Annotated in this window: 24 protein-coding genes; 8 read left to right on the forward strand and 16 right to left on the reverse strand. The window is 70.1% G+C overall.

Translation table 11 applies throughout. From position 1 onward, the window contains the following. From ASC61_RS19890 to ASC61_RS00325, 6 genes are all read right to left on the reverse strand, one after another. The coding region (locus ASC61_RS19890; RefSeq protein WP_200935357.1) for a hypothetical protein at positions 1 to 480 on the reverse strand (480 nt) is incomplete at its 3' end. Positions 481 to 589: 109 nt separating this feature from the next. After that, a complete protein-coding gene (locus ASC61_RS00305) occupies positions 590 to 1,216 on the reverse strand; it encodes a maleylpyruvate isomerase N-terminal domain-containing protein (RefSeq protein ID WP_056207717.1) in 627 nt (208 codons plus the stop codon). Then, entirely contained in the window at positions 1,210 to 2,634 is a 1,425-nt protein-coding gene (locus tag ASC61_RS00310) for an SDR family oxidoreductase (RefSeq protein ID WP_056207719.1), read from the reverse strand. The genes ASC61_RS00305 and ASC61_RS00310 overlap by 7 nt, the downstream gene beginning before the upstream one ends. After that, positions 2,635 to 4,320, reverse strand: coding sequence for a dihydroxy-acid dehydratase (gene ilvD / locus ASC61_RS00315; protein ID WP_056207722.1), 1,686 nt, complete (start codon positions 4,318 to 4,320; stop codon positions 2,635 to 2,637). Between the two features lie 46 nt (positions 4,321 to 4,366). Continuing rightward, positions 4,367 to 5,029, reverse strand: a complete 663-nt coding sequence (locus tag ASC61_RS00320; RefSeq protein ID WP_056207724.1) for a hypothetical protein — start codon at positions 5,027 to 5,029, stop codon at positions 4,367 to 4,369. A 79-nt stretch (positions 5,030 to 5,108) separates the two neighbouring features. Further along, positions 5,109 to 5,738, reverse strand: a complete 630-nt coding sequence (locus tag ASC61_RS00325) for a SatD family protein (protein WP_056207727.1) — start codon at positions 5,736 to 5,738, stop codon at positions 5,109 to 5,111. A 73-nt stretch (positions 5,739 to 5,811) separates the two neighbouring features. Between ASC61_RS00325 and ASC61_RS00330 the strand changes: the two genes are divergently transcribed. Together ASC61_RS00330 and ASC61_RS00335 are read left to right on the forward strand one after the other, a co-directional pair. Beyond that, the gene (locus tag ASC61_RS00330) at positions 5,812 to 6,663 is read left to right on the forward strand and encodes an ATP-grasp domain-containing protein (protein WP_056207730.1); all 852 of its coding nucleotides are present in this window, start codon (positions 5,812 to 5,814) and stop codon (positions 6,661 to 6,663) included. A gap of 45 nt (positions 6,664 to 6,708) precedes the next feature. Next, positions 6,709 to 7,593 (forward strand): alpha/beta fold hydrolase, encoded by an 885-nt coding sequence (locus ASC61_RS00335; RefSeq protein ID WP_056207733.1) that lies wholly within the window; start codon positions 6,709 to 6,711, stop codon positions 7,591 to 7,593. A 68-nt stretch (positions 7,594 to 7,661) separates the two neighbouring features. Here ASC61_RS00335 and gatB read toward each other — a convergent pair whose 3' ends face one another. From gatB to ASC61_RS00360, 5 genes are read right to left on the reverse strand one after another with little or no spacing between them, the layout of a single operon-like run. Further along, complete coding sequence (gatB, locus tag ASC61_RS00340; protein WP_056207735.1) at positions 7,662 to 9,155, reverse strand: Asp-tRNA(Asn)/Glu-tRNA(Gln) amidotransferase subunit GatB; 1,494 nt, start codon at positions 9,153 to 9,155, stop codon at positions 7,662 to 7,664. After that, positions 9,152 to 10,663, reverse strand: a complete 1,512-nt coding sequence (gene gatA / locus ASC61_RS00345; RefSeq protein ID WP_056207737.1) for an Asp-tRNA(Asn)/Glu-tRNA(Gln) amidotransferase subunit GatA — start codon at positions 10,661 to 10,663, stop codon at positions 9,152 to 9,154. The genes gatB and gatA overlap by 4 nt, the downstream gene beginning before the upstream one ends. Before the next feature lies 1 nt (position 10,664). After that, on the reverse strand, positions 10,665 to 10,973 hold the full coding sequence (gene gatC, locus ASC61_RS00350; RefSeq protein WP_056207740.1) for an Asp-tRNA(Asn)/Glu-tRNA(Gln) amidotransferase subunit GatC: 309 nt from the start codon (positions 10,971 to 10,973) through the stop codon (positions 10,665 to 10,667). Positions 10,974 to 11,023: 50 nt separating this feature from the next. Beyond that, positions 11,024 to 12,268 (reverse strand): hypothetical protein, encoded by a 1,245-nt coding sequence (locus ASC61_RS00355; RefSeq protein ID WP_056207744.1) that lies wholly within the window; start codon positions 12,266 to 12,268, stop codon positions 11,024 to 11,026. Between the two features lie 30 nt (positions 12,269 to 12,298). Beyond that, positions 12,299 to 13,045, reverse strand: a complete 747-nt coding sequence (locus tag ASC61_RS00360; RefSeq protein WP_056207747.1) for a TetR/AcrR family transcriptional regulator — start codon at positions 13,043 to 13,045, stop codon at positions 12,299 to 12,301. A 61-nt stretch (positions 13,046 to 13,106) separates the two neighbouring features. On the opposite strand from ASC61_RS00360, the gene ASC61_RS00365 reads away from it, so the two are divergent. The 4 genes from ASC61_RS00365 to ASC61_RS00380 are packed head-to-tail and all read left to right on the forward strand — an operon-like array spanning position 13,107 to position 16,014. Beyond that, complete coding sequence (locus ASC61_RS00365) at positions 13,107 to 14,033, forward strand: ATP-binding cassette domain-containing protein (RefSeq protein WP_056207750.1); 927 nt, start codon at positions 13,107 to 13,109, stop codon at positions 14,031 to 14,033. Next, positions 14,030 to 14,794, forward strand: coding sequence for an ABC transporter permease (locus ASC61_RS00370; protein ID WP_056207753.1), 765 nt, complete (start codon positions 14,030 to 14,032; stop codon positions 14,792 to 14,794). Before ASC61_RS00365 ends, ASC61_RS00370 begins: the two co-directional genes overlap by 4 nt. Before the next feature lie 25 nt (positions 14,795 to 14,819). Further along, complete coding sequence (locus tag ASC61_RS00375) at positions 14,820 to 15,656, forward strand: alpha/beta fold hydrolase (protein WP_056207756.1); 837 nt, start codon at positions 14,820 to 14,822, stop codon at positions 15,654 to 15,656. A 10-nt stretch (positions 15,657 to 15,666) separates the two neighbouring features. Further along, entirely contained in the window at positions 15,667 to 16,014 is a 348-nt protein-coding gene (locus ASC61_RS00380) for a YrdB family protein (RefSeq protein WP_056207759.1), read from the forward strand. Between the two features lie 9 nt (positions 16,015 to 16,023). Here the strand turns inward: ASC61_RS00380 and ASC61_RS00385 are convergent, their stop codons facing one another. Continuing rightward, positions 16,024 to 16,836, reverse strand: coding sequence for a pseudouridine synthase (locus tag ASC61_RS00385; RefSeq protein ID WP_235503600.1), 813 nt, complete (start codon positions 16,834 to 16,836; stop codon positions 16,024 to 16,026). A 185-nt stretch (positions 16,837 to 17,021) separates the two neighbouring features. On the opposite strand from ASC61_RS00385, the gene ASC61_RS00390 reads away from it, so the two are divergent. Next, positions 17,022 to 18,359 carry an FAD-binding oxidoreductase gene (locus ASC61_RS00390; protein ID WP_056207764.1) on the forward strand — a complete coding sequence of 446 codons (1,338 nt, stop codon included), beginning with the start codon at positions 17,022 to 17,024 and terminating at the stop codon, positions 18,357 to 18,359. A gap of 61 nt (positions 18,360 to 18,420) precedes the next feature. Here the strand turns inward: ASC61_RS00390 and ASC61_RS00395 are convergent, their stop codons facing one another. The 3 genes from ASC61_RS00395 to ligA are packed head-to-tail and all read right to left on the reverse strand — an operon-like array spanning position 18,421 to position 21,188. Beyond that, on the reverse strand, positions 18,421 to 18,672 hold the full coding sequence (locus ASC61_RS00395; RefSeq protein WP_056207767.1) for a DUF1272 domain-containing protein: 252 nt from the start codon (positions 18,670 to 18,672) through the stop codon (positions 18,421 to 18,423). 16 nt (positions 18,673 to 18,688) lie between these two features. Continuing rightward, entirely contained in the window at positions 18,689 to 19,072 is a 384-nt protein-coding gene (locus ASC61_RS00400) for a VOC family protein (protein WP_056207769.1), read from the reverse strand. A 1-nt stretch (position 19,073) separates the two neighbouring features. Then, positions 19,074 to 21,188: an NAD-dependent DNA ligase LigA gene (ligA, locus tag ASC61_RS00405; RefSeq protein ID WP_056207774.1), complete on the reverse strand. Its 2,115-nt coding sequence runs from the start codon at positions 21,186 to 21,188 to the stop codon at positions 19,074 to 19,076. A gap of 66 nt (positions 21,189 to 21,254) precedes the next feature. Between ligA and ASC61_RS00410 the strand changes: the two genes are divergently transcribed. After that, positions 21,255 to 21,611 (forward strand): hypothetical protein, encoded by a 357-nt coding sequence (locus tag ASC61_RS00410; RefSeq protein WP_157439325.1) that lies wholly within the window; start codon positions 21,255 to 21,257, stop codon positions 21,609 to 21,611. Here the strand turns inward: ASC61_RS00410 and ASC61_RS00415 are convergent, their stop codons facing one another. Beyond that, the gene (locus ASC61_RS00415) at positions 21,612 to 22,577 is read right to left on the reverse strand and encodes a methionine synthase (protein WP_056207779.1); all 966 of its coding nucleotides are present in this window, start codon (positions 22,575 to 22,577) and stop codon (positions 21,612 to 21,614) included. Between the last annotated feature and the right edge of the window lie 20 nt (positions 22,578 to 22,597).

Below are 22,597 nucleotides of genomic sequence, written 5' to 3' on the forward strand. Positions count from 1 at the left end.
GGCGGGTGCCCACGTGCCCGGCGTGGCGGTGAGGGTCGAGGCGACGCGTGGAGTGCCCGAGACTGCGGGTTGACCCGCCGTGATGCCCGGTGCCAGGACCGTGGCGGTCATGCTGGAGGTCTTCACGAGACTCGTGTAGCCGGACCTGGCCCCCGTGACCTCGACCACCAGTCGCTTGCCGACGTCGGCGGACCGCACGACGTACGTGGTCCCGGTCCCGCCGGTTGCCACGAGGTCCTTGCTGGTCGTGCCGCTCAGCCACCGGTACGTCAGCTGTGCGTCGGTCGGCGACCAGACGCCTGGCTTGGCGGTGAGCGTGAGCCCGGCCTGTGGAGTGCCCGTGATCGACGGCGGCGTCGAGTTCGACACGGCCGCAGCGGGCCGTGCGATGGACGGCGTGGCAGTGCCGAGCAGCACCAGGCACGCCATGGCGAGGACGAGCGCGAAATACCCCGAACGGCGGCAAAGCCCGGCGATCATGTGAGACTCCGTACGCCCTCCACCTGGGAACGTACGCCCGAACGCGAGCGTGAAAGCCGGTCTGCGTGAGACTCATGACTTAGGTCCCCCGCAGTGTGGCCCGAACGGCTCAGAGCAGGGGTAGTGCCTCGTCGTCAGAAGCCACGCGCCCGGTCGCGGCCCTGATCCAGTCGAGCAGGTCGGCGATCTCCGGCTCCCGCGCGGTGACCTCGACGTACGCGCTCACCAACGCATCGGAGACGGCGTTGACCGGCTGCTCGAGCAAGGGCGGCGCCGGCAGCCCCGGCACGGAGCGCGCCAGGTCATCGCCGTGCACGACGAGCTCGAGGACGCGCGTCAGGATGAAGTCCTCACGCGTGATCGCGCCCAGGGGGCCGCGTACGACCTCCGCCTTGAGCGCATCCAGCGCGCGGAAGCCGAGCCGCGCGCAGTTGTCGATGCCGGCCAGCACGTCGCCGGAGAACGAACGGGCCAGCTGCTTCGTGCCGTCGGCGATGTCGCGTGCCGAGGCCCCGTAGCTGGAGATGTACTGGTGGATCGTGCGTGGTTCAGCGCGAGGCGCCGGACCCAGCACCGGGAAGTCGAGGAACGAGCGGCCGATGTGCGTGATGAGCTCGTGCACGTTCCACGCCTCGAGGACGCTCTGCTCCTGCGCGTGTTGCAGGACGCCTGACGTCTCGATCCACCGGCGAAGCGCCGTCCACTGGGACCGCAGCAGCTCCTCGTTGGTCACCACGGAGAGGGCTCGTAGTCCTTGAGGAAGACGCCGTGGATGTCTTCCCCGGCCTCGCCACGGACGATGGGGTCGTAGACGCGCGCCGCCCCGTCCACCAGGTCCAGCGGTGCCTTGAACCCCTCCTCGGCGAGTCGCACCTTGGTCGGGTGCGGCCGCTCGTCGGTGATCCAGCCCGTGTCGACGGCGGTCATGAGGATGCCGTCCTGCTCGAGCATCTCCCCTGCGCTGGTGCGAGTCAGCATGTTGAGTGCCGCCTTGGCCATGTTGGTGTGCGGGTGGCCCGGCCCCTTGTAGCGACGGCTGAACTGGCCCTCCATCGCCGAGACGTTCACGACGTACGTGCGGCGGGCCTCGGAGGCGGCCATCGACGGCCGCAGCCGACTGACGAGGATGAACGGCGCGGTGGTGTTGCAGAGCTGGACCTCGAGGAGCTCGAGCGCGTCGACCTCGTGCACGCGCTGGGTCCAGCTGTTGACGTCGACGGTGTCGGGCACCAGGCCGCCGGCGTCGATCCGCGCGAGATCGGCCGAGCCCGCGGACAAGGCCATCGACGTCAGCTCCTCGGCGGTGTGCGCGTCGCCGGCCAGGACCGGGTGCGCGGACACCGAGCCGACGAGAGCCGCCGGGTGGGCGTCGCTCGTGTGCCCAAACGTCAGCAGCTCGGGCAGCGGCCCGTCGGGCAGCGGGGCCGACTCGGCCTCGGCCAACGGCGCGTACGCCCCCGGTGTGCGGCGTACGGTCTGCGCCGCGTTGTTGATGAGGATGTCGAGCGGCCCCTGCGCGGCGACCGAGTCAGCCAGTCCGACGACCTGCGCCGGATCGCGCAGGTCGATGCCGACGACGCGGAGCCGGTCGATCCAGTCCGCACTGTCGGGCATCGCGGTGAAGCGGCGCACGGCATCGTGCGGGAACCGGGTCGTGATCGTGGTGTGCGCGCCGTCGCGGAGCAGGCGCAGCGCGATGTACATGCCGATCTTGGCGCGGCCACCGGTCAGCAGAGCGCGCTTGCCGGTCAGGTCGGTGCGCGCGTCGCGCTTGGCCCGGTTGAGCGCGGCGCAGTCCGGGCACAGCTGGTGGTAGAACGCGTCGACGACGGTGTACTTCTGCTTGCAGATGTAGCAGGGACGGGCGACCAGCAGCGTGCCGGCCGTGGCGCCGGCGGCGTTGGAGACGAGCGGCAGGCCTTCGGTCTCGTCGTCGATGCGTCTCGGCGACCCGGTGGCGGTGGCGGCCACCACCGCACGGTCGGCCGCAGCCACCTGGGCCCGCTTGTCGAGCCGGCGGTGCTTCTTGACGTTCTTGTAGAACTTGCCGCACGCGCGCCGCAGCGCGACGTAGTCGGGGTCGTCCTCGTCCAGCCGTTCGGCGGCGGCCAGCACCTGGAGCGCGACCGCCAGCTCGTCAGGGTCGATGGTCATCTAGCCACAGACTGCCCCGTCAGCGGCAGAGCTGACGAGCTTGCGGTACTTGGCGAGGACGCCCTTGGTGTACTTGGGCGGGAGCGGCTCCCAACCGACCTTGCGGGCCTCGAGCTCGTCGTCGTCGACCTCGATCTCGAGGGTGCGGTTGGCCATGTCGAGCACGATCGGGTCGCCGTCGCGGACGAACGCGATGGGTCCGCCGTCGACCGCCTCAGGGGCGACGTGGCCGACGCAGAGTCCCGTGGTGCCGCCGGAGAATCGGCCGTCGGTCATCAACAGGACGTCCTTGCCGAGCCCGGCGCCCTTGATCGCGCCGGTGATCGCGAGCATCTCGCGCATGCCGGGCCCACCCTTGGGGCCCTCGTAGCGGATCACCACGACGTCGCCGGCGACGATCGTGCCGTCCTCGAGCGCGTCCATCGCCTTGCGCTCACCGTCGAAGACCCGGGCGGTGCCGCGGAACACGTCGGAGTCGAAGCCTGCGCTCTTGACCACCGCGCCGTCGGGAGCCAGCGAGCCCTTGAGGATCGTGAGGCCGCCGGTCTTGTGGATCGGCTTGTCGAGCGTACGGATGACGTCGCCGTCGAGCTTCTCGGTGATGGTCGAGAGGTTCTCGGCCATGGTCTTGCCGGTCACCGTCATGACGTCACCGTGGATGAGGCCGGCATCGAGCAGGGCCTTCAGGATGACGGCGGTGCCGCCGGCCTTGTCGACGTCGTTCATGACGTAGCGGCCGAACGGCTTGAGGTCGCCCAGGTGGGGGACCTTGTCGCCGATGCGGTTGAAGTCGTCGAGCGACAACGGCACCTCGGCCTCGCGGGCGATCGCCAGCAGGTGGAGGACGGCGTTGGTCGAGCCGCCGAGCGCCATCACGACGGTGATGGCGTTCTCGAACGCCTCCTTGGTCATGATCTGACGGGCCGTGATGCCCTTGCGGAGCAGCTCGACGACGGCTTCGCCGGACTTGCGCGCGAAGTCGTCGCGGCGGTCGTCGATCGCCGGCGGGGCGGCCGAGCCGGGCAGGCTCATGCCGAGCGCCTCAGCCGCGGTCGCCATCGTGTTGGCGGTGAACATGCCACCGCAGGCGCCCTCGCCGGGGCAGACCGCACGCTCGATCTTGTCGACGTCCTCACGGGTGATGAGGCCCTTGATGCACGCCCCCACGGCCTCGAACGCGTCGATGATCGTGACGTCCTTGCCGTCGACGTTGCCCGGCATGATCGAACCGGCGTAGAGGAACACGCTCGACAGGTCGAGCCGGGCGGCCGCCATCAGCATGCCGGGCAGGCTCTTGTCGCAGCCGGCGAGCAGCACGGAGCCGTCGAGGCGCTCGGCCATCATGACGGTCTCGACCGAGTCGGCGATGACTTCACGACTCACGAGCGAGAAGTGCATGCCTTCGTGGCCCATCGAGATGCCGTCCGAGACCGAGATCGTGCCGAACTCGAGCGGGTATCCCCCGCCGGCGTGCACGCCGACCTTGACGGCCTTGGCGAGCCGGTCGAGCGACAGGTTGCAGGGGGTGATCTCGTTCCAGCTGGAGGCGACGCCGATCTGGGGCTTGGCCCAGTCGTCGTCGCCCATGCCGACCGCACGGAGCATGCCGCGCGAGGCGGTGGCCTCGAGGCCATCGGTGACGGTGCGGCTGCGGGGCTTGATGTCGATCGGGTTCTCGGGGGCCATGCCCCAAGATTACGGCTCGGCCCGACCGAGCCGTCCGCCAGTCCACCTAGAACAACGGCACGAAGACCAGGGCCAGCGCCCAGCTGACGAAGCTGCCCACCAGGACGTACTCGGCCCGCAGCCCGTCGGGGCCGTCGCGCGAGATCTCGGGAAAGCGCAGGATGCCCTTGGCCGCGACCACGACGGCGATCGCGGCGAGGTTGCCGCTGAGTGCGCAGGCCAGCACGAACCAGCGTTCGAGCGGTCCGAGCACGCGCCCGCCACGCAGCTGGTCGCCCTGGGCGAGGACGCGCGGACCTGTGGCCAGCAGCACTCGGCGCACGACGACGTTGGCGGCGGTCGCGAGGAACAGCACGACGCCGACCCCCAAGGCCGCCCGGTCGAGTGGGACGCCCTGAAGTCGCGGGATCGGCAGGTCGTCGTACCAGTCCTGCAGCGGAGCCTTGCCGAAGTCGAGCACGCCGGAGACCACGACCAGCGCCAGGCTCGCGACGGACAGGAGGATGACTCCCGCGGACGAGTCGTGGGAGGCCGCGTCGACCCACACGACGACCACCACGGCGAACACGAGCGAGAGCCACACGGTGTGCCACCCGCCGCCGAGCACCAGCAGGCCCGCCACGGTCACGGCGAAACCCGTGGCGACCTTCCAGCGACGCACGAGATCGGCCATCCCGATCGCGGCCAGCAGCACCGCCAGCCCGCTCACGCCGTCACCTCCACAAAGAACCCACGATAAGGAGGTGCCGGCGTGATGGCTGTTCGATGGTTCGCTCGCTGGCGCTCGCTCACGCTCGCGCCTGACCGATCGACTCGAGCAGCGCGCCGATGCCTGCGCGGTGCCGCTGGGACACCGCTGACGTCGAGATGCCCTCGTCGTCGGCGATCTGGGACAGCGTCCTGCCGTGCAGCTCGGCAAGCGCGATGCGTCGTTGCCGGCCGTCGAAGTCACTGACGAGCTCGTCGCGCACGAGCAGGTAGGCGTTCACGATGTCGCCCCCCTCCGCTCCCTCGCGCTTGATCCAGGTCCGCAGGCCGGGGAGCTGTCGCCCCTTGGCCTTGGCCGTGTCGATCGCGTCGCGCGCCAGCCACCACGCCTGCCCGTCCTGGGTCAGACCATAGTTGGACGTACCGACGATCTCGAGCTCGCCGACACCGATGCCGAAGCGGCAGTCCATCGATTCGGGCAGGGCGAGCCGGACCAGCACCGTCGCGTAGAGAGCGTCGGGCAGGTCGTCGTAGACGCCTTGCAGCTCGTCGCCGATCGTCGGTTCGAGCGGCTGCGACGCCGAGACCAGCGCGTTGACGGTGCTCAGGGCCGCCAACAGGTTGTCCTGGGCTTCGGCGCGCGAAGGCTGCTCGCGCGAGCCCACGAGGTCGCCGATGACCGCGTACCGCGGTGAAGCGATCTGGTTCATTTCTTCATGTTGAAGGTATTTACTTCAAAAGGCAAGAGTGAAGTGTTCCCCTTCACCGATTAGGCTGGCCCTCATGAGCATCACGTTCGTCAGCAGCCCGTGGGCCCTGGACCGCGACGCCGACCTCCCTCTCCTCCTCGATGCCGCCCACCAGCGCGGGATCGACGCCGAGATCACGGTCTGGGACGACCCAGCGGTCGAGTGGCAGGCGTACGACGCCGTGGTCGTCCGCTCGTGCTGGGACTACACCACGCGACGCGACGAGTTCCTCGCCTGGGCGGCGTCCGTGCCCCGCCTCCACAACAGCCACGAGGTGCTGGCGTGGAACACCGACAAGGTCTACCTCCGCCAGATCGAAGCCGCCGGCGTCCCGATCATCGAGACCCGGTGGGACATCGCTGACGGTGACGACCTCGGCGACCATGCCGAGTGGGTCGTCAAGCCGACGATCTCGGCCGGGTCCAAGGACACCGCCCGGTGGGAGTCCCCCGCCGACGTCTACGCCCACAGCGCGGCACTCGTCGCCGCCGGACGTACCTCCATGACGCAGCCCTACATCTCGTCGGTCGACGAGGAGGGCGAGACCGCGATGCTGTTCTTCGGCGGCGAGTTCTCGCACGCGATCCGCAAGGGTCCGATCCTCACCCGTGGCGAAGGCATCCGGCAGGACCGCGACGGTCGCGGCGAGAACGGGATGCGTACGCCGACACCGGCCCAGCACGAGGTCGCCAGAGCCGCACTGGCGGCGGTCGACGAGGTCCTCGGACATCCGGCCGACCTCTCGTACGCCCGCGTGGACCTGGTCACCAGCGCCGACGGATCGCCGCTGGTCATCGAGCTGGAGCTGACCGAGCCCTACCTGTTCCTGGTGCTGGCCGAGGACGGCGCGGGTCGGCTCGTGGACGCCGTCGCGGCGCGGATCTGACGAAGTGATTGCGGGGGCTGCGTACGCCATGGACAATCAGCGCTTGTGAAGCCACCCACGGCCGCCTTCGTCCGCTACTACGACGTCGAGAGCGCCGACGGCACCCGCCTGCGAGCCTGGACGAACGACGCCGAGGGGCCGACGGTGTTCCTGTCGAACGGCCTGGGCACCAACCCGCACGCCTGGCCGGCGCTCCTGCGGCCGGACTGCGGCGTCCACGTCGTGTCGTGGAACCATCGCGGCGTCGGCGGCTCGGAGCGCCCCGCCAACGGTCGCGTCGACCTCGACGCGTTCGTCGAGGACGCGCTGGCCGTGATGGACGACGCCGGCATCGACTCCGCAGTCGTCGCCTCCTGGTCGGCCGGCGTCACGATCGCGTTCGAGCTGGCCGGCCGTCATCCCGAACGGGTCAAGGGGATCCTCGCCGTGGCCGGCGTGCCCGGCAACACGTTCGCCACGATGCTGGCGCCCCTGCGCATGCCGCCGGTGGTCTCCAAGCAGCTCATGGTCGGCCTCGCACGTACGGCGTGGGTGTCGGGGCGCGCGCTGGCGCCGCTGACGCGCCGGATCCCATGGACCAACGCGACGGCCAACATGCTGCGCCTGACCCGGCTCATCAACCCGGCGGCCGACACCGCGGAGCTGCGGACACTGATGCAGGAGTTCTGCACGACGCACCCGTCCTGGTACGCCAAGCTCGCCCTCGGCGTCTCGGAGCACCAGCGCGTCTCGCTGTCCAAGATCGACGTGCCGGTGACGTTCATCGCCGGCAAGTGGGACATGCTCACCGGGGCCCGCGACATGCTCTCGGCGTCAGAACGCCTCGCAGGGTCCCGCTTCCGCGAGCTCGACGCGACGCACTTCATCCCGATCGAGTTCCCCGAGATCGTGCTCGAGGAGCTCAAGGACCTCGTCGAACGCACCGCCTGACCCCAGTTTTGGGACGAACCTCGTCACGTCCGTAGGAAAAGTGGCGAGGAAAGTCCCAAAACGGGGGGTCAGGTGAGCTTTTCGAGGATCAGCTCTCGTACGCGGCCGGCGTCGGCCTGGCCGCGCATCTCCTTCATGACGGCACCGATCAGTGCACCCGCAGCGGCCTGCTTGCCGTCGCGGATCTTCTGCGCGGCATCGGGATCGCCGGCGATCGCCCGATCGACGGCCTCGCCGAGCGCACCGTCGTCGGAGACCACCTCGAGCTGACGCCCGACGATGACCTCCTCCGGGGTGCCCTCACCGGCGATGACGCCGTCGAACACCGAGCGGGCCAGCTTGTCGTTGATCCGGCCGGCATCGATCAGCGCCTGGATCTCGGCGACCTGCAGCGGCGTGATGCCGAGCGAGTCGAGATCTGCGCCCTGCTCGTTGGCCCGGCGAGCCATCTCACCGAGCCACCACTTGCGGGCAGCCTGCGGCGTCGCTCCGGCCTCGATCGTGTCGGCGACGAGCTGCAGCGCACCGGCGCCGATCGTGTCGCGCATCTCCAGGTCGCTGAAGCCCCAGTCGGCCTGCAGGCGCGCACGGCGTACGGCCGGGGGCTCGGGCAGCGTGGCGCGCAGCTCCTCGACCCACTCCCGCGACGGCGACACCGGCGCGAGGTCGGGCTCGGGGAAGTAGCGGTAGTCGTCGGCGTCAGACTTCTCACGGCCCGACGACGTCGTGCCCGTGTCCTCGTGGAAGTGGCGCGTCTCCTGCAGCACCGAGCCGCCCTCGTCGAGGATGCCGGCGTGCCGCGAGATCTCGTAGCGTACGGCGCGCTCGACCGAGCGGAACGAGTTGACGTTCTTGGTCTCCGAACGGGTGCCCAGCGTCGTCGAGCCCTTGGGCTTGAGCGAGAGGTTGACGTCGGCGCGCAGCGACCCCTGGTCCATGCGTACGTCCGACACACCCAGCCCGCCGATCAGGTCGCGCACGTAGGACACGTACGCCCGGGCGACCGCGGCAGCCTTGTCACCGGGAACCTCGATCGTGCGGGTCACGATCTCGATCAGCGGGATGCCGGCGCGGTTGTAGTCGACCAGCGAGAAGTCGGCGCCGTGGATGCGACCCGTCGAGCCGCCCACGTGCAGCGACTTGCCGGTGTCCTCCTCCATGTGCGCCCGCTCGATGTCGATCCGGTAGGTCTCGCCGTCGACCTCGACGTCGACGTGTCCGTCGAACGCGATCGGCTCGTCGTACTGCGACGTCTGGAAGTTCTTGGGCATGTCCGGGTAGAAGTAGTTCTTGCGGGCGAAACGGCACCACTCGGCGATCTCGCAGTTGAGCGCGAGGCCGATGCGGATCGCCGACTCGATCGCCTTGGCGTTGACGACCGGCAGCGCACCGGGCAGCGCGAGGCACACCGGGCAGACCTGGGTGTTGGGCTCGGCGCCGAACTCCGTCGGGCAGCCGCAGAACATCTTGGTCGCGGTGTTGAGCTCGATGTGGATCTCGAGCCCCATCACCGGGTCGTAGCGGGTCAGCGCCTCGTCGACGGGAACGAGAGTCTCGCTCATCGTGCCACCTCCAGATCGGGTGCCTGGGCAAGCATCGGCCCGCCCCACTTCTCCTCGAGCAGCTTCTCCAAGGCGGCGCCGGCGTTGTAGAGCCGGTCATCGGCCTGCTGGGGAGCGAGGAACTGCAGGCCGACCGGCAGGCCGTCCTCGTCGGCGAGCCCGACGGGCAGCGACAGCCCGGGGATGCCGGCGAGGTTGGCCGGGATCGTGGCGACGTCCTGCAGGTACATCGACAGCGGGTCGTCGAGCTTGGCGCCCAGCTGCCAGGCCGTCGTGGGCGAGGTCGGCGAGACCAGGACGTCGACCTGCTCGAACGCGGCTGCGAAGTCGCGCGCGAGGAGCGTACGAACTTTCTGTGCCGACCCGTAGTAGGCGTCGTAGTAGCCGCTCGACAGGGCGTAGGTGCCAACGATGATGCGGCGCTTGACCTCGTCGCCGAAGCCCGCGTCACGGCTCGACGCCATGACCTGCTCCGCGCTCGGGTCGTCGGCACCGGCGGGTGGCACGCGTACGCCGTAACGCATCGCGTCGAAACGGGCGAGGTTGCTGCTCGCCTCGCTCGGCATGACGAGGTAGTAGGCCGCAAGGGCGTACTCGAGGCTCGGCAGTGACACCTCGACGACCTCGGCGCCGGCGGACGTCAGCAGCTCGACGGCCTCGTGGAACCGGGCACTGACGCCGGCCTGGAAGCCCTCGCCGCCCAGCTCCTTGACGATGCCGATCTTGAGTCCCTTGACGTCGGCGCGACGGGCGGCCGAGACGACGAGCGGTGCCGGCGCGTCGATGCTGGTGGAGTCCATGGGGTCGTGGCCGCCCATGAGCTCGTGCAGCAGCGCGGCGTCGAGGACCGTACGTGTGACAGGTCCCGCCTGGTCGAGGCTGCTCGCGAGCGCGACGAGGCCGTAACGGCTGATGCCGCCGTAGGTCGGCTTGACGCCCACCGTGCCGGTCAGCGCGCCGGGCTGGCGGATCGAGCCGCCGGTGTCGGTGCCGATCGCGAGGGCGGCCTCGAACGCGGCGACGGCAGCGGCCGAGCCGCCACCGGAGCCTCCCGGGATGCGGTCCCGGTCCCAGGGGTTGCGCGTCGGCCCGTACGCCGAGTGCTCGGTCGACGAGCCCATCGCGAACTCGTCCATGTTGGTCTTGCCGAGGATCGGCAGCCCGGCAGCCTTGATGCGCAGCGTGATCGTCGCGTCGTAGGGCGGGATCCAGCCGTCGAGGATCTTGGAGCCGCACGTCGTGGGCATGCCCTTGGTCGCGACGATGTCCTTGACGGCGATCGGTACGCCGGCGAGTCCGTGCAGGCCTTCGCCCGCGGCCCGGCGGGCGTCGACGTCGGCCGCCGTGGCGAGCGCGCCCTCGGCGTCGACGTGCAGGAAGGCGTGGACGTCACCGTCGACCGCGGCGATGCGGTCGAGCTGGGCCTGGGTGGCCTCGACACTCGAGACTTCCTTGCGGGCCAGCTTGGCGGCCAGATCGGCCGCGCTGAGACGAGTCAGGTCGGTCATGTCAGTCCTCCCCGAGGATCTTGGGCACGAGGAACCGCTGCTGCTCGGACGCCGGGGCGCCGGCGAGCGCCTCCTCGGGCGTCAGGCACGGCACGACGACGTCCTCACGGAAGACGTTGTTGACGGGGACGGGGTGGCTCATCGCCTCGACGTCGTCGCCGGCGGCCTGCTGGACCACCGCGACGTGCTCGAGGATGGCGGGCAGCTCGGCGGCGAAGTGGTCGAGCTCGGCCTCGCTGAGGTCGATGCGGGCGAGGCCGGCCAGATGGCTGACGTCGGCGCGCGAAATACCCTTGGCGGGCTCAGACATACGGATCCTTGCAGGTGGAGTCGGGGATACCGATCCATCCTAGTGACCGTCTAGCGCCGGCCCACCAGGCGCTGCTCGTCCATGCCGTGCGACCCGCCGCGCCCGCCCGTGACGATCGCCGCGCGACTGCTCACCGGGTAGACCACCGGCACGTAGGGCACCACGGCAGTTGCGGTGACGGCACCCGTCTTGACGTCGAGCATCGTGATCTTCGTGGCTGCCGACGTGCGCCACGGCAGGAACGGACTCCAGCCCGTCGGCTTCGACTCCACTGCGACACCCCCGTTCGCGTACGAGATCCAGGTCGCGCCCGGAATGCGGCGCTTCCACTCCCGCTCACCGGCGTGCCCCAGGATCACGTCGTCGTCGACGACCTCGACCTGGAGGCCCTCACCACGCAAGGGCAGTCCGTGCTCGGCGCTGGCCGTCAGGAAGTCGCGGGGCAGGTACTTCTCGGCAATGTCGGGGTCGTCACCGAATTCCAGCCTCGCTATCGAGCCGTCCTCGAGGTTCAGGACCCTGAGCCGGAGCACGTCTCCCGGAACCGTGCCCAGCACCTCGGGGATCAGCCGATCCTTGGGCCGCTCGAAGCCGGCAACGGCATCCAGTCGCCGGCTCCAGGCGATCGCCCCGTCGGGGCCGATCGTTGAGACCACGCACGAGGTCAGGAGATCGAGCCGGTCCGGCCGGCACGTGCGCACGGCGGCGAACCCGCGTGCCCCGGCAATGACGTCGACCGACGTCCGCTGCTTCTCGGGGAACTCGCGGGTCCAGAGCTCACCGGACTCCACCGTGACGTAGTCGACTCGTACGGTTCCCGGGGTCTCTGAGACCTGGACCAGGTCGCCGTCGGAGGTGAACCGCCGAGACTGGACCCCGTCGGCGAGCCTTCCGATCGACGTGACCTTGCCGGTGTCGCGGTCGAGCGCCACCATCGCGGGCTGTTCGTCGCCGTCCGTGAGGCCGGCGACCAGGACGGCGTCGTCCGTGGCGAACCACGATCGACCCTGGACGCCTGCCGTCCACACGCTCGAGGTCTGGCTGTCGGCCCGGACGATCGGCGAGACGATGCCGGCGGCCAGGACCGCCACGCCAAGGCCGGCGATCAGCGCGACCCGCTTCAGGACGTGCAGTCGCCGCAGGAGGGCCGAACCCAGAGCCACCAGACCGCCGGCCAGGAGCAGCAACCCGAGGACGTACTTCATGGTCTCGTCGTGCGTCGCCCACCACGCTCCGACAAGGGCTGCGACGAGCCCGGCCCAGAGCCTCGGCATGCGGACAGCGCGGTCGTTCATGTTCCCCCCGGAGACGTGTGTGCGACGACCCTAGCGGGAGCGCTCGACCAGGGTCTCAATGCCGTCGAGCATGACCTCGAGGTCGAACCGGTACTCCGCGAACGGGTCGCCGCCCGGCTCGGGCTCGTCCGCAGCCCCCGACCAGGCGACACGGTGCAGCTGCGGGAAGCGCTCCTCCTCGACGACCTCACGGAGGATCGCGGTGTAGTCGACCTGGTCGGCGCCACCACCCTTGGCCTGCTGCGCGTCATAGGCCATGCGGGCATCGATCAGGGCGTGCGACGAGATCAGGCCCAGGATGCGCATCTTGTCGCCGTCGTCCAGGCCCGTGCCGTCCAACGCCTCGAGCCCGACCTCCATCCACCGCAGCGAGTTGGGCGCCAGGGGCGGCGTCGCCATCGGCATCTGGACGATCCAGATGTTGCGCGTGATGGCCTCGCGTTGCGCCATCGCCCAGCTGAGCAGCCGGCTGCGCCAGGTGTCCCCCTCGAGCTCGAACTCCATCACCCCATCGGCACTGGCGTTCCACATCAGCTGGAGCAGCTCGTCCTTGTTGGTGACGTGGCGGTAGAGCGACATCGTGGTGAACCCGACGGCCTTGGCGACGCGCGCCATCGAGACGGCAGCGAGCCCTTCGGCGTTCGCGATGTCGACGGCCGCGGCGACGATCGAGTCGACGTCGAGCCCCGGCTTGGGTCCGCGTCGTCCCACGTCGCGCCGTCCCCAGAGCAGCTCGAGGCTGGGCGGGAGGGCGACCTGGTCGTCGGATTCAGCCATGCCCACACCCTTTCAGATCACCGCTTGCGACTTTCAGTGTACGTCATATACAGTTCCGTGTATGACATACACAGTTAACGCCACCGGACTTCGCAAGACATACGGGGACCACGTGGTCCTCGACGGCATCGACCTCGCCGTCGCCACCGGGTCCGTGTTCTCGCTGCTCGGACCCAATGGCGCCGGCAAGACGACCCTCGTCCGCATCCTCGCCACGCTGCTGGCACCCGACTCCGGCACCGCGACGATCGCCGGCCACGACCTCCTGAGCGACCCGCTCGCTGTCCGCAAGGTCATCAGCCTCACGGGTCAGTACGCCGCCGTCGACGAGGTGCTGACCGCCGAGGAGAACCTGCTGATGATGGCCCAGCTCAGGCACCTCCCCCGCAAGCTCGCCCGGCAGCGAGTCGAGGACCTGCTCGCCGAGTTCGACCTCGTCGATGCCCGCGCCCGCCGCGTCGGCACCTTCTCGGGCGGCATGACCCGGCGCCTCGACCTGGCGATCAGCATGATCGAGCGGCCCGAGCTGCTGTTCCTCGACGAGCCGACGACCGGCCTCGACCCCCGCAGCCGCGAGCAGGTCTGGGGCACCGTGCGCCAGCTGGTCGACGACGGCGTGACGATCCTCCTGACGACGCAGTACCTCGAGGAGGCCGACCAGCTCGCCGACCGCATCGCGGTGCTCGACGGCGGGTCGATCGTCGCCGAGGGCACCGCCGCCGAGCTCAAGTCGACGATCGGCGGCGAGCTGCTGCGCATCGAGCTCGCCGACCTCGAGTCGTACGGCCGCGCGGTCGCGCACCTCTCCCCCGAACGTACGGACGAGCGGCTGCTGAGCGTCGAGGTGCCCACCGACGGCTCCCCTACCGAGATCGTTGCCCTCCTCGCCCGCCTGGAACGCGAAGGGCTCGCCGTGCGCAAGGTCACGACGGTGCACCCGAGCCTCGACGACGTGTTCTTCACCCTCACCGAACGGAGCGCAGCATGACCCTCTCGACCGCAGTCCTCGACTCGCGCGTGATGGTGACGCGCAGCGTCCGCAGGTCGTTCCGCGACCCTGAGGCCTTCTTCACGGCGCTGATGCTGCCGGTGATCCTGATGCTGCTGTTCGTGTACGTCTTCGGTGGCGCGATGAACACCGGCGGCGACTACGTCAACTACGTCGTGCCCGGCCTGCTCCTGCTGTGCGCCGGATTCGGTGCCGGCACGACATCGGTCAGCGTCGCGCAGGACATGAGCAACGGCATCGTCGACCGGTTCCGCTCGATGCCGATCCACGGCTCGTCGGTCATGGTCGGCCACATCGTGGCGAGCGTCGTCCGCAACCTCATCGCGACGGCGCTCGTGATCGGGGTCGCCCTGCTGGTCGGCTGGCGGCCCACCGCGTCGCCTCTCGACTGGATCGCCTCGATCGGCGTGGTGCTGCTGTTCGTCCTCGCCATCTCCTGGCTCGCCGCGACCGCCGGCCTCCTGCTCGGCAGTCCCGAGGCGGCCAACGGCTTCTCGATGATCCTGATGTTCCTGCCGTACGTCAGCACGGCGTTCGTACCGGCCGACACGATGCCGTCGTGGATGCGCGGGTTCGCCGAGCACCAGCCGCTCACGCCGGTCATCGAGACGTTGCGCGGCCTCTGGATGGGCACCCCGATCGACCACCAGGCCTGGATCGCCGCCGCGTGGTGCGTGGGCATCCTCGCGGTCTCGGTGCCGGCCGCCAGCTCGCTCTTCGGGCGGCGCACATCCAGATAATCCCGTTCTCTGACATGATGGAGGGGTGACCGAGCCCAGACTGACCCAGTTCCGCAACGGCCCCCACACGTTCGACGTCATCGACACCGGCCCGCTGGACGGGACGCCCGTGGTCCTGCTCCACGGGTTCCCCCAGCGGGCCTCGGCGTGGAACGCGGTCGCCGAGCACCTTCACGCGCGCGGCCTGCGGACGTACGCCCCGGACCAGCGTGGCTACTCCCCCGGCGCCCGGCCGAAGTCACGGTTCGCGTACGGCATGGCGGCCCTGACCTCGGACGTCCTCGCCCTGATCGACGCGATCGGGCCCGGGCCGGTGCACCTCGTGGGCCACGACTGGGGCGCAGCCGTCGCCTGGTCCGTCGCGGGCAACCACCCGGATCGGGTCACCACGTTGACCGCTGCCTCGGTGCCCCACCCGGGCGCGTTCATCCGGTCGATGTTCACCAGCGGCCAGGCGTTGAAGTCGTACTACATGGCGCTGTTCCAGCTGCCGGTGCTGCCCGAGTGGATGCTGGCGAGCGGCCGCGCCGACTCGATGCTGCGGGGTGGCGGGATGACGCGCGAGATGGTCGCCCGCTTCCACACCGAGATCGTCGACCACGGCGCACTCCGCGGCGGGCTCGGCTACTACCGCTCGATCTTCCGGGCGAACCCCGGACAGCTCGGCACGAAGATCACGGTGCCGACGACGTACGTGTGGAGCGACCACGACGTGGCGCTCGGCCGCAAGGGCGCCGAGATCAACCATCGCTGGGTCAGTGGGCCGTACGAGCTGGACATCGTCGAGGGGGCGACCCACTGGTTGCTCGACGAGCGGCCCGCCGACCTGGCCAACAGCATCATCAAACGGATCGGCATCTAGGCTGCTCGGCATGCCTCCGCAGAAACCGCAGGACGTCGGCCCCTGGGACCTGCTCGCGTTCGTGTGCGAGCTCGCGATGATCGTGCTGCTCGTCGCCGCCGGTCACGGCATGGCCGGCGGCTGGAAGGGCTGGGCCCTCGGCGCGTTCCTCGCCTTCGTCGCGATCGGCATCTGGGCGCAGTGGATGGCGCCGACCTCCGACAAGCGGCTGGTCAACCCGACGCGATTCATCGTGCAGGTCATGATGTTCGTGACGGTCGCCCTCTATGCCGCGGCCGGCGGCCTCGTCTGGTGGGGCATCGCATTCGCGATCGTGTCGATCACGGCGTTCGCAGCCCGCATTCGCGCCGACCCCTGAGCCAGCGGGTCACAGCGGCAACGAACGTACGCTCTCGAACCGGCGCAGGCTGCCGTCGAACGGGTCCGTGAGCTCGAGCTCGGCGGCGAGGAGCTGCAGCGGACGGCTGAAGTCGTCGACCGCGATGTCGTGCACCGTCGGGTAGAGCGGGTCGTCGACGATCGGGATGCCCAGGCCGTGCAGGTGCAGGCGCAGCTGGTGCGTACGACCGGTGCGTGGCGTCAACCGGTAGATCCCGTGGTCACCGACCACTGATTCGAGCTCGACGAGGGTCTCGGCGTTGACCGGCGCGCCCGGCACGACCTCGGCCTGCCACGTGCCGCGGCGCTTCGTGATGTGGTCGCGAACCACCACGGGCAGCTCGAGGTCCGCGCGCACGGGAGCCAGCGCCCGGTACGTCTTGCGGACCTCGCCGTCCTGGAACAGCGTCTGGTAGCCGCCTCGCCACCGGCGATCCGTGGCGAGCAGCAGCAGTCCCGAGGTGACCCGGTCGAGCCGGTGCAACGGTGACAGCTCGGGCAGGCCGAGCTCGTCCCTCAGGCGTACGACGACGCTCTGTCGCACGTGCCGACCCCGCGGGATCGACGACAGGAACGCCGGCTTGTCGACGACGACCAGCCGCTCGTCCTGGTGCAGCACGTGCAGCGTGCCCGGCACGTCCGTCTCGTCCGGCAGGTCGCGGTGGAACCAGACGAACGTGTGTGGCGTGTAGGGATGCTCCTCGCCGACCGCCCGACCGGTGTCGTAGACGAAACGCTCGGCCGCGAGCATCCCGGCGACGTCGACGCGCTCCGGGAGCCGGGCACGCAGCCAGGCCCCCATCGTCGGCCACGGGTCCGGGGTCGGCTGATCCCGGTCGGGGGTGCGCAGCCACGCGGCGCCGAGCCCATGACGGGGCGGCAACGGCGAGCGGGGAGGCACCTCTCGATGCTACGGGCGCTGTCACATCGCCGCGCCCCCGTCCGTCAGAGGTGCGTTCCAGTCCAGATTTCTGCGGGAGGCACCTCATGAGCACGACCCTCGACACCCTTCGCCGCGAGTTCCGCGGTGACATCATCGAGCCCGGCGACGCGGCGTACGAGCAGGCCAGTCGTACGGTCCTGGCGCAGGGCACCCCGGCGTACGTGCTGAGGCCCGCGAGTGCCGCCGACGTTCAGGCTGCGGTCAGGTTCGCTGCGCACGGCGAGCTGCCGCTGGCCGTGCGCAGCGGCGGGCACGGCTTCCCCGGGTTCGGGACCAACGCCGGCGGGATCGTCATCGACCTCAGCCGCCTCGCCGACGTGGAGGTCATCGACAAGGAGCGGCATGTCGTACGCATCGGCACCGGCGCCACGTGGGGGCAGGTCGCGGAGGTGCTGGCGCCGCACGGCCTGTCGATCTCGTCGGGCGACTCACGCAGCGTCGGCGTCGGCGGGCTCACGCTGGGCGGCGGGATCGGGTGGAAGGTCAGGAAGCACGGACTGGCGCTCGACCACGTGATCGCCGCGGACGTCGTCATCGCGTCCGGCGAGCTTATCCGCGCCAGCGCCGACGAGGCCGACGAGCTGTTCTGGGCGGTCCGCGGTGGGGGCGGCAACGTTGGCATCGTCACTGCCCTCGAGTTCGCCGCGCACGAGACCACCGACGTGTTCTTCGGCCGGATCGCGTTCCCGGCATCCGAGGCGGCAGAGGTGCTCCAAGGCTGGGCGGCGTACATGCGCACGGCGCCGGACGACCTCACCTCGACGGTCGAGCTGGCCAACCCGTTCGCCGGCGGACCCCAGGCGCCGGTGGTGATCCGGGTCGCCTTCGACGGCGACGACCCGGTCGCGGGCGCTGCGGCGATCGACCCGATCCGCGCGCTCGGCACGGTGATCGAGGACGCCGTCGCCTTGGTCCCGATCGCCGCGACGTTGGAGGAGGGCATGGTCCCGCCGCCGGGCATCCAGATCGCGACCCGCAGCGGCTTCGTCAACGCAGGCTCGGTGCCGGAGGTGCTCCGGCTCCTCGCCGAGACGGGTGCCGCTGAGGGATCGCCGGTCATCGCCATCCGCAGTGTCGGTGGCGCGGTGGCCCGGGTTGATGACGACGCCACGGCGTACGCGCACCGGCGGGCCGAGCTGATGTTCGTCACCACGATGGTGGGGCCCGAGCCGGTCATCGCTGCCCGTCGTCCCGGCTTCGACGCCACATGGGCGGAGCTCGCCCCGCACGTCAGCGGGGCGTACGGCAACTTCCTGTCGTCAGCGTCCGAAGCGGATGTCGACGCGATCTATCCGCCGGAGACCCGTCGACGGCTTCGCGCGGTCAAGCGCGAGTACGACCCCGGCAACCTGTTCGCCGGCAACCACAACGTCCGCCCCTAGACCTCGCTGGGAGTGACGAGTTGCAGGCTCGCTCGGGCGTGTCGCCTGTAACTCGTCACGCTCAGCGTGAGTGGGCGGTGAGGCAGTCGGGGTTGAAGACGCGGGCGGTCGAGGGCGGGTCGCTCGCCAGCCGGAGCGCGGACGGGACCGGCCGGCGCACGAGCTCGCCACCGCAGTTGGGGCACACGCCGCGCAGGACGTTGTCGGCGCAGTCGCGGCACCACGTGCACTCGTAGGTGCAGATCAGGACGTCGGTCGACAGCGGATCGAGGTCACGGTCGCAGCACTCGCAGTTGGGGCGGATCTCCAGCATCCGACCAGTATGGCGGTCAGGCGGGCTGGATGAGGTCCCACGCGTTGCCGTAGAGGTCCTCGAACACCGCCACGGACCCGTACGCCTCGTGGCGCGGCTCCTCGCGGAACCGCACCCCGGCGTCGCGCATACGGGCGTGGTCACGCGCGAAGTCTTCGGTCTCGAGGAAGAAGAGCACGACGCCGCCGCCTTGCCGACCCACCGCAGCCTGCTGCTCGTCGGTCTCGGCGAGCTTGAGCACGAGCGCCGCACCCGTGCCCCCAGGCGGGGCGACCACGACCCGGCGGCGGCCGGGGGTGTCGTCGTCCTCGAGCACGTCGAAGCCGAGGTCGACCGTGAAGTAGGTGAGCGCCTCGTCGACGTCACGCACGAGGTAGTTGATCCCGGCGATCGACGGCACGTCAGGACTCCACGGCGGGCGCCGCCGGTGGGCCGTCGGCGATGAGCTCCTCGAACCCTGCCTCGTCGAGGATCGGGACGCCGAGCTGCTCGGCCCTGTCGGCCTTGGACCCGGCGTTCTCCCCCACCACGACGTAGTCGGTCTTCTTGGACACCGACCCCGACGCCTTGCCGCCGCGGGCGATGATCGCCTCCTTGACCGAGTCGCGGGTGAACCGCTCGAGCGACCCGGTGACCACGATCGTCAGCCCCTCGAGCGTGCGCGGGATCGAGGCGTCGCGCTCGTCCCTCATACGTACGCCGGCGTCGCGCCACTGGCGGACGATGCTGGCGTGCCAGTCGACGGCGAACCACTCGACGACGGCTTCAGCGATCGTCGGGCCGACGCCGTCGACCGCCGAGATGGTCTGGACGGCGTCGTCAGTCCCCACGACCTCCTCGATCGCGTCCATCGAGGCGAAGTGCGTCGCCAGCGCGCGGGCCGCGGTCGGGCCGACGTGCCGGATCGACAAGGCGACGAGGACGCGCCACAAGGGCTGCGTCTTGGCCTTCTCGAGGTTGTCGAGCAGGGCCAGGCCGTTGGCGCTCAGCACGCGTTCGCCGGCACCGTCGGCGAGCTCGGCCTTCTTGGCGAGCCGGGTGTAGAGCGGGACCTGGAGCAGCTGGTCGGCAGTCAGCGAGAACAGGCCGCCCTCGTCGACCAGCACCCCGGCGTCGAGCAGTGCGGTCGCGCCCTCCCAACCGAACACCTCGATGTCGAACGCGCCGCGGCCGCCGACGTGGGTCAGCCGCTCGCGCAGCTGCGAGGGGCAGGACCGGGTGTTGGGGCACCGGATGTCCTTGTCGCCCTCGCGGCTCGGTGCAAGAGGCGTGCCGCAGGACGGGCACTCCGTCGGCATGACGAACTCGCGCTCGGTGCCGTCGCGCAGCGCGACAACGGGACCGACGATCTCAGGGATCACGTCACCGGCCTTGCGCAGCACGACCATGTCGCCGATCAGCACGCCCTTGCGCTTGACCTCGTGCTGGTTGTGCAGCGTGGCCATCTCGACCGTCGATCCGGCGACCCTGATGGGCTCCATGACGCCGTAGGGGGTGACCCGGCCGGTGCGGCCGACGTTGACCCGGATGTCGAGCAGCCGGGTGTTGACCTCCTCGGGCGGGTACTTCCACGCGATCGCCCAGCGCGGTGCGCGCGACGTCGAGCCGAGCCTCCGCTGCAGGTCGACCTGGTCGACCTTGACCACGACGCCGTCGATCTCGTGGATGACGTCGTGGCGGTGCTCGCCGTAGTAGTCGATGAACTCCTCGACTGCCTTGAGGTCGGGCAGCACCTTGGCGCGGTCGCTGGTCGGCAGGCCCCACGCCTTGAGCGCGTCGTAGGCCTCGCTCTGCCGCTTGGGCGTGAACCCTTCGCGGTAGCCGAGGCCGTGGCACACCATCGACAGCGGGCGACTCGCGGTGACCGACGAGTCCTTCATGCGCAGCGTGCCCGCAGCGGCGTTGCGGGGGTTGGAGAACGGGGTCTTGCCGGACTCGGCCCACGCGGTGTTGAACTCCTCGAACTCCTTGGTCGGGAAGAACACCTCGCCGCGCACCTCGACGTAGGCGGGGACCGGGTAGTCCTCGGTCGCCCTGAGCCGGTGCGGGATGGCCTTGATCGTGCGGACGTTGGCCGTGACGTCCTCGCCGACGCGCCCGTCGCCGCGGGTGACGCCACGGGTCAGCACGCCGTCCTCGTACGTCAGGGAGATCGCCAGTCCATCGACTTTGAGCTCGCAGAGGAACTCGGCGTTGTCGACGCCGTCGCGGAGGATGCGGGCGTGCCAGCTCTCGAGCTCCTCGATCGAGAACGCGTTGTCGAGGCTGTAGAGCCGCTCGCGGTGCTCGTAGGCCTCGAACGTCGACGAGATCATGCCGCCGACCTGCTGCGTCGGCGAGTCGGGCGTGCGGAGCTCGGGCAGCTGCTCCTCGAGGCCCTCGAGCTCGCGGATCAGCTGGTCGTAGTCGTAGTCGGAGATGACCGGCGCGTCGTCGCGGTGATAGCGCTGCCGATGCTCCTCGATCGTCTCGGCGAGCTCCTTGTGCCGCTGCCTCAGGTCGTCATCGGTCGCCATGGCTCGACTTTATCGCCGCGCGGGGACACTCGGCGCGGCGGAGAGGCTGTCGCCTAGGCTCACTGCATGAGATTCGTGTTGCTCTTGGTCGTGGTGTCGACGGTGGCGGTCTTCGTGCTCCAACGGTTCATCGTGCGGCTCGCGACGAAGGCCGGCACGACCGAGCGCGTCATCGCCGAGGGCAGGCCCTCGACAGCCGTCGTGCTCGACACGTACGACACCGGCAACCGGGTCAGCTCGATCTTCCTGATGGTCCGCCTGACGTTGCGGATCGAGGACGCCGAGGGCGTGCCGGGGTTCGAGACCACGACCGTCGTGCCCATCAGTCCGGTGAAGCTCCCGGACTTCGCGATCGGCCGTACGATCAAGGTGCGCGTCGACCCCGCGACCAAGGACGTCGCGATGGACCAGCCCCGCCGCTGATCAGCCCGCGGCCACGCGCTGCGCCAGCCCCAGGGCCTCACGGGCCCATGCCGGTGAGGCGCCCGCCAGGCCGCACGTCGGCGTGACCACGAGCCGTTCGGCGTACGCCTCCTCGTCGAACCCGAAGCGGCCGAAGAACGCCGCGATGCGGGTCACCAGCGCCGTGTCGGTGACACCTGTCCTGTCCGTCGAGGGGACCACACCAAGCCACAGGTCGGTGCCCTGCTCGAACGACTCGGCCCAGATGTCGTCGGGCCGGGCGAGAGAGAGGTCGAACGAGATCGCGGTGAAGCCCGCGCCGGCGAGCAGCTCGACGGGTACGTCCGGCGCGCAGGAGTGCGCGACGGGGCGTGCTCCGGCGTCGGTGATCGCTCCCGTGACGAGGCGCAGCAGGGCGTCGGCCTCAGGCGGGTGCACGCTGCGGTGCCGCGAGAACCCGCTGGCGGTCGGGATGCCACCGGTGAGCACGGGGACGATCGACGGCTCGTCGACCTGCACGACGAGCTCGGCATCCGGGAATCGCCTGCGTGCGTCGGAGACGTTCGAGCGGAGGCCCTCGGCGAGTGACTCGGCGATCTCGCGCCGGGCGCCGTGGTCGGCGAGCATCTTGTCGCCGCGAGGTCGTTCCACCGAAGCGGCGAGGGTCAACGGGCCGGTGACCTGCAGCTTGAGCGGTCCCTGGTGCGTACCGGCGAGCTCCTCGGCGACGTCGAGGTCCTGCGCCAGCAGCGATCGTGCTCGTCGCTGGTCGACGCCCTCCCCCACGCCGACGCGCCAGCCATCAGGCTGCAGGTCGGCGTCGAGCCCCTCGAGCACCGCAAGCGTACGGCCGATCATCCCGGCGTGGACGCCTCGCGCGGGGAGCTCCGGCACGTACGCGAAGTCGCCGACCTCGCCCATCACGAGGCGGAGCGACTCGGCGAAGTCGGTGCCCGGCATCGAGCCGATGCCGGTGGCGATGCTCATGTGATTCCTTCGTCTGAGGG

Origin of the sequence: Aeromicrobium sp. Root344 (genome assembly GCF_001425755.1) — a bacterium.
In the GTDB taxonomy this organism is placed as follows: Bacteria; Actinomycetota; Actinomycetes; order Propionibacteriales; family Nocardioidaceae; genus Aeromicrobium.